Source organism: Burkholderia sp. Ac-20379 (genome assembly GCF_017104645.1).
In the GTDB taxonomy this organism is placed as follows: domain Bacteria; phylum Pseudomonadota; class Gammaproteobacteria; order Burkholderiales; family Burkholderiaceae; genus Burkholderia.
In genome coordinates this window covers 1-5,511 of record NZ_JAAGPF010000414.1, presented here as the reverse complement: position 1 = coordinate 5,511, position 5,511 = coordinate 1, and the positions used below count along the sequence as shown (strand labels likewise).

The 5,511-nt window shown below is 69.5% G+C and carries 5 protein-coding genes and 1 pseudogene; all 6 read left to right on the top strand.

Translation table 11 applies throughout. The features are described from left to right. Positions 1-1,909: tetratricopeptide repeat protein (locus tag G3N92_RS30300; protein WP_206131235.1), on the top strand; the 1,909-nt coding region annotated here is incomplete at its 5' end. Next, positions 1,906-3,060, top strand: a complete 1,155-nt coding sequence (locus G3N92_RS30295; protein ID WP_206131234.1) for a DegT/DnrJ/EryC1/StrS family aminotransferase — start codon at positions 1,906-1,908, stop codon at positions 3,058-3,060. The genes G3N92_RS30300 and G3N92_RS30295, both read left to right, overlap by 4 nt. After that, positions 3,057-4,088 carry a ketoacyl-ACP synthase III gene (locus tag G3N92_RS30290; protein ID WP_206131233.1) on the top strand — a complete coding sequence of 344 codons (1,032 nt, stop codon included), beginning with the start codon at positions 3,057-3,059 and terminating at the stop codon, positions 4,086-4,088. The genes G3N92_RS30295 and G3N92_RS30290 overlap by 4 nt, the downstream gene beginning before the upstream one ends. An 11-nt stretch (positions 4,089-4,099) precedes the next feature. Continuing rightward, complete coding sequence (locus tag G3N92_RS30285; RefSeq protein WP_206131232.1) at positions 4,100-4,321, top strand: acyl carrier protein; 222 nt, start codon at positions 4,100-4,102, stop codon at positions 4,319-4,321. 2 nt (positions 4,322-4,323) lie between these two features. Further along, entirely contained in the window at positions 4,324-5,385 is a 1,062-nt protein-coding gene (locus G3N92_RS30280; RefSeq protein WP_206131231.1) for a ketoacyl-ACP synthase III, read from the top strand. Beyond that, positions 5,382-5,511 (top strand): annotated as a pseudogene (locus G3N92_RS30275) (short-chain dehydrogenase); the annotation flags it as partial. The gene G3N92_RS30280 and the pseudogene G3N92_RS30275, both read left to right, overlap by 4 nt.

The following is a 5,511-nucleotide window of genomic DNA, read 5'->3' as shown; positions in this document are numbered from 1 at the left end:
GCCGGCCCGCGCGCAAGCCGCGGCGGCGGCGCCCGCCGCCGAAACGCGCGGCGGCGTGCTGCGCCACCCGACCACGCAGGACATGAGCCGCTTCAACGCGCTCTACAACAAGGCACGCTACGGCGACGCCATCAAGCTCGCGCGCTCGCTGACGCAGCGCTACCCGTCGAGCAACCTGGCCTGGCGCTCGCTCTGCAACGCGATGCACAAGGACGGCCAGTATCTGGAAGCGATCGAGCCGCTCGCGCAAGCCACCGCGCTCGATCCGAGCGACGTCGCGATGGGCCTGCTGCATGCCGACGTGCTGCGCCTCGCCAACCGCCTCGCCGATTCGGAACGCGAGATCCGCCGCGCGATCGCGCTCGATCCGGACAACGCCGAAATGTGGCGCGTGCTGAACGCCACGCTGACGGCCGCGGGCCGGACCGTCGAGGCGATCGAGGCGGGCCGCCGCTCGGTCGAACTGGCGCCGAATTCCGTACAGATGCACGGCTCGCTGGCCGTCGCGCTCAGCGAACTGGGCGCCACCGCCGAAGCCGAGGCCTGCTTCGGCCGCGCACACGAACTGGCGCCGCGCGACGCCGCGGTGCACAGCAACCTGCTGTTCTGCCGCACCCACAACCCGGGGCTGGATACCGCGGCGCTGTTCGCCGAACACCGCGAGTTCGCGAAGATCCACGAGGCGCCGTATCTCGCGCGCTGGCCGAACCATGCCAACAAGCGCGATCCGGAGCGCAAGCTGCGCGTCGGCATCGTGTCGGGCGACATGTTCAATCACGCGGTGGCCTCGTACGCACTGCCGATCCTCGAAACGCTGAAGGACGATCCGACGTTCTCGCTGCACGTCTATCACAACCACACGCTCGAGGATCAGATCACGGTGCGGCTGCGCGCCTGCGTGCAGCACTGGACGACGGTGGCCGGCTTCACCGACGATCGTCTGGTCGACCGCATCCGCGCCGACCGGATCGACATCCTGCTCGACCTGTCCAGCCACACCGGCCGCAACCGGCTGCCGGTGTTCGCGCGCAAGCCTGCGCCGGTGCAGATCTCGTGGATCGGCTATCCGGGCACCACCGGCCTGGAAGCGATGGACTACTACCTGGCCGACCGCCACGCGATCCCGTTCGGCGAGATGGAGCGCCAGTTCACCGAGAAGATCATCCACATGCCGGCCAACAGCACGTTCAAGCCGGCCGAGCACGCGCCGCCGGTCAACCTGCTGCCGGCGCTGCACAACGGGCACGTGACGTTCGCCAGCTTCAACCGCCTGAACAAGCTGCGTCACGACGTGATCGCGGTGTGGGCGCGCGTGCTGCACGCCGTGCCGAATGCGCGGATGCGGATCGGGGCCATTCCGAACGACGGCGGCACGGAGATGCTGCTCGACTGGTTCACCGCCGAAGGCATCGCGCACGACCGGCTCGACCTGCAGCCGCGCGCGCAGATCGCCGTCTATCTGCAACAGCATCACCACGTCGACCTCTGCCTCGACACGTTCCCGTACACCGGCTCGACCACCGCGCTCAACGCGCTCTGGATGGGCGTGCCGACCGTGACGATCCGCGGCGCGACGCTCGCGGGCAGCGCCGGCGCGGTGTGGATGTCGTCGGCCGGCCTCGACCAGTTCGTGGCGCGCGACACCGACGATTTCGTCGCCAAGGCCGTGGCCTTCGCGAACAATCCGCAGGAGCTGGCCGCCCTGCGCAGCAGCATGCGCGAACGCTGCCGCAACATGACGAGCTTCCAGCCCCCGCGCGTCGCGCAGGGCGTGGCCGACGCGATGCGCATGGCCTGGCGGCGCTGGTGCGCCGGCGAGCCGGCCGCACCGTTCACGGTGCCAGAGCGCTCCGCCGAATCCAGCGCGGCAGCCGCCGAACCCGCCGTTCTCACCGGAGAAGCACGATGAACGCCTTGCCGCTGCGCGCCGTCGAAGTCGAACCTGTCGTCGACGAGCGCATCTATGTGACGCAGCCGCACCTGCCGCCGCTGGCCGAGTTCCTGCCGTATCTGGAACAGATCTGGGACAGCAAGGTGCTCACCAACGCCGGCCCGTTCCATCAGAAACTCGAGAAGGCGCTCTGCGAGTATCTCGGCGTCAAGCACCTGGCGCTGTTCACGAACGGCACGCTGGCGCTGGTCACGGCCCTGCAGGCGCTGCGCATCACGGGCGAGGTGATCACCACGCCGTATTCGTTCGTCGCCACCGCGCACTCGCTGCTGTGGAACGGCATCAAGCCGGTGTTCGTCGACATCGATCCGCACACGCTGAACCTCGATCCGAAGAAGATCGAGGCGGCCATCACGCCGCAGACGGCCGCCATCATGCCGGTGCACTGCTATGGCCGGCCGTGCGACGTCGAAGCGATCCGCCGCATCGCCGACAACTACAACCTGAAGGTGATCTACGACGCCGCGCACGCGTTCGGCGTGCAGATGCACGACAGCAGCGTGCTGGTGCACGGCGACCTGTCGATCCTGAGCTTCCACGCCACCAAGGTGTTCAACACCTTCGAAGGCGGCGCGATCATCTGCCCGGACGCGAAGACCAAGCAGCACATCGATCACCTGAAGAATTTCGGCTTCGTGGACGAAGTGACGGTGGTGGCGCCCGGCATCAACGCCAAGATGAGCGAGATCAACGCGGCGTTCGGGCTGCTGCAGTTGGAGCACGTCGATGCGGCGCTCGCGCGCCGCGCCGAGATCGACGCGCGCTACCGCGAACTGCTGGCCGACGTGCCGGGCATCCGCTGCGTGCCGCCGGTGGACGCGAAAGTGGTCAATCACTCGTACTTCCCGGTGCTGGTGGACGACGATTTCCCGCTCTCGCGCGACGCGCTCTACGAGCACCTGCGCGATCACGAGATCTACAGCCGCCGCTATTTCTATCCGCTGATCTCGGATTTTCCGAACTACCGCGGGCTGCCTTCCGCGCATCCGGACAACCTGCCGGTCGCGCGCGACGTGTCGCGCCGCGTGCTGTGCCTGCCGATCTATCCGGCGCTCACCGACGCGAACATCGAGCGCGTCGTGTCGCTGATCGCCGAGGCCGGCCGATGAATTCGCGCGCCGCGATCCTCGACATCGCGAGCCATCTTCCCGACGGCGTGCTCGGCAACGACGCGCTCGCGGCGCTCTATCCCGAGTGGCCGGCCGAGAAGATCCTCGCGAAGACGGGGATCCGCGAACGGCGCATCGCCGCCGACGGCGAAACCGCGTCCGACCTCGCGTTCGCGGCCGCCCAGCGGCTGTTCGCGAAGGGCACGGTGAGCGCGGCGCAGATCGATTTCGTGATCCTCTGCACGCAGGCGCCCGATTACATCCTGCCCGCCTCGGCCTGCATCCTGCAGCACCGGCTCGGCATCCCGACCCACGCGGGCGCGTTCGACGTCAACCTCGGCTGTTCGGGCTATGTCTACGGGCTGTCGCTGGCCAAGGGCCTGGTGGAAACCGGCGCGGCGCGCTGCGTGCTGCTGCTGACGGCCGACACCTATTCGAAATATCTGCACCCGCTCGACAAGAGCGTGCGCACGCTGTTCGGCGACGGCGCCACCGCCACCGCGATCGGCGTGGACGAACACGGCGACGCGGGCGGCGCCGAACCGATCGGCCCGTTCGTGTTCGGCACCGACGGGCGCGGCGCCGGCAACCTGATCGTGCGCGCGGGCCTGTTCCGCGAGCCGCGCAGCGCCGCCAGCGCGGTGGAGCGCGAGGACGCCTCGGGCAACGTGCGCACCGACGAACACCTGTACATGAACGGCGCCGAGGTGATGGCGTTCTCGCTGGCCGAAGTGCCGCGCGCGGCCGACCGGCTGCTCGAGCGCGCCAACCTCGCGCGCGACGACATCGGCTGCTTCGTGCTGCACCAGGCGAACCGGTTCATGCTCGAAGCGCTGCGCAAGAAGATGAAGATTCCCGAGGATCGCTTTCCGATCCTCGTCGAGCACACCGGCAACACGGTGTCGTCGACGCTGCCGCTCGCCCTCGAGCAACTGCGCGCCGACGGCAGGCTCGCGCGCGGCACGCGTGCGATGCTGCTCGGATTCGGCGTCGGCTACTCGTGGGCCGGCTGTCTGTTGAACTGTTAGCAGGAAACGCAATGAACGCATTCTACGAAGGTCTCGCGGAAGTCTTCGAAATCGATACCGCCGAGGTGTCGCCCGCCCTGGTGCTCGCCGAGCACAACTGGGATTCGCTCGCGATCGTCTCGACCATCGCGCTGGCCGACGATTGCTTCGGCGTGCTGTTGAGCGGCCAGGCGCTCGGCGAGTGCAAGACGGTCGCCGACATCGACGCGCTGATCGCCGCGCAGAAGGGCTGAGCTTGAACGCGCCGCTCGCCCCGATCGGCCGGGAACTGCGCGCAGGCGGCGTCCGCCTGGCCGGCGTGGTGTCGTGCCTGCCCGCGCAGGACGTGCCGAACACGGCGTTCGTCGAGCGCTTCGGCGAGGCGGCGGTGCGCGACGTGGTCAAGATGATCGGCGTCGAACGCCGCCGCCGCGCGGCCGAGCACCAGACGGCCGGCGACCTGTGCCGCGCGGCCGGCGCGCATCTGCTGCAGGGGCTGGGCTGGCGCGGCGAGGACGTCGATGCGGTGCTTTTCGTCTCGCAGACGCCCGACTACCGCCTGCCCGGCACCGCGTTCGTGCTGCAGGCCGCGCTGGGCCTGCCGGCCGCGTCCATCGCGCTCGACATCAACCTCGGCTGCTCGGCCTATCCGCAGGCGCTGTGGCTCGGCATGAACCTGATCCGCAGCGGCGCGGCGCGGCGCGTGCTGCTGGCGGTGGGCGACACGATCAGCAAGCTGGTCGATCCCGAGGACCGCGCCACCGCGCTGCTGTTCGGCGACGCGGGCACCGTCACCGCGCTCGAAGCCGACCCGAACGCGCCCGACGCGCACTTCGTGATCGGCTCGGACGGCGGCGGCGCGCCGAACCTGATCGTGCCGGCCGGCGGCTGCCGCCCCGCGCCGGCCGACGATCCGCGCCTGGCGGGCCGCTCGCCCGCGCACCTGTACATGGACGGCGGCGAGATCTTCAACTTCACGCTGAAGCGGATCCCGCCGCTGGTGGCGCGCACGCTCGAGCTCTCGGGGCACGGCGTGGACGGCCACGACGCCTTCCTGTTCCACCAGGCGAACCTGTTCATGCTGAAGCATCTCGCGAAGAAGGCCGGGCTGCCGGCCGAGCGCGTGCCCCTCAACCTGAACGCCTACGGCAACACGAGCTGCGCCTCGATCCCGCTGCTGATGACCACCGACCTGCGCGAGGCGCTCGCCACGCGCGCGATGCGGCTGGCGATGTTCGGCTTCGGGGTCGGCTATTCGTGGGCTTCGGCCTCGCTCGTGACGGGGCCGCTCGCCGTCGTCGACACCATCGAAACATGACCGTCTTTTCCGATCGCTGCCTGGCCGGCGGCACCTATCTCGTCACCGGCGCCTCGTCGGGCCTCGGCCGCGCCACGGCCATCGCGATCGCCGCCGCGGGCGGCCGCGTGATCGCCGGCGGGCGCA

What these genes read in the sequence shown, in the direction of transcription:
- G3N92_RS30295 (WP_206131234.1), top strand. Translation starts at nt 1,906, where the DNA reads ATGAACGCCTTGCCGCTGCGCGCCGTCGAAGTCGAACCTGTCGTCGAC.
- G3N92_RS30290 (WP_206131233.1), top strand. Translation starts at nt 3,057, where the DNA reads ATGAATTCGCGCGCCGCGATCCTCGACATCGCGAGCCATCTTCCCGAC.
- G3N92_RS30285 (WP_206131232.1), top strand. Translation starts at nt 4,100, where the DNA reads ATGAACGCATTCTACGAAGGTCTCGCGGAAGTCTTCGAAATCGATACC.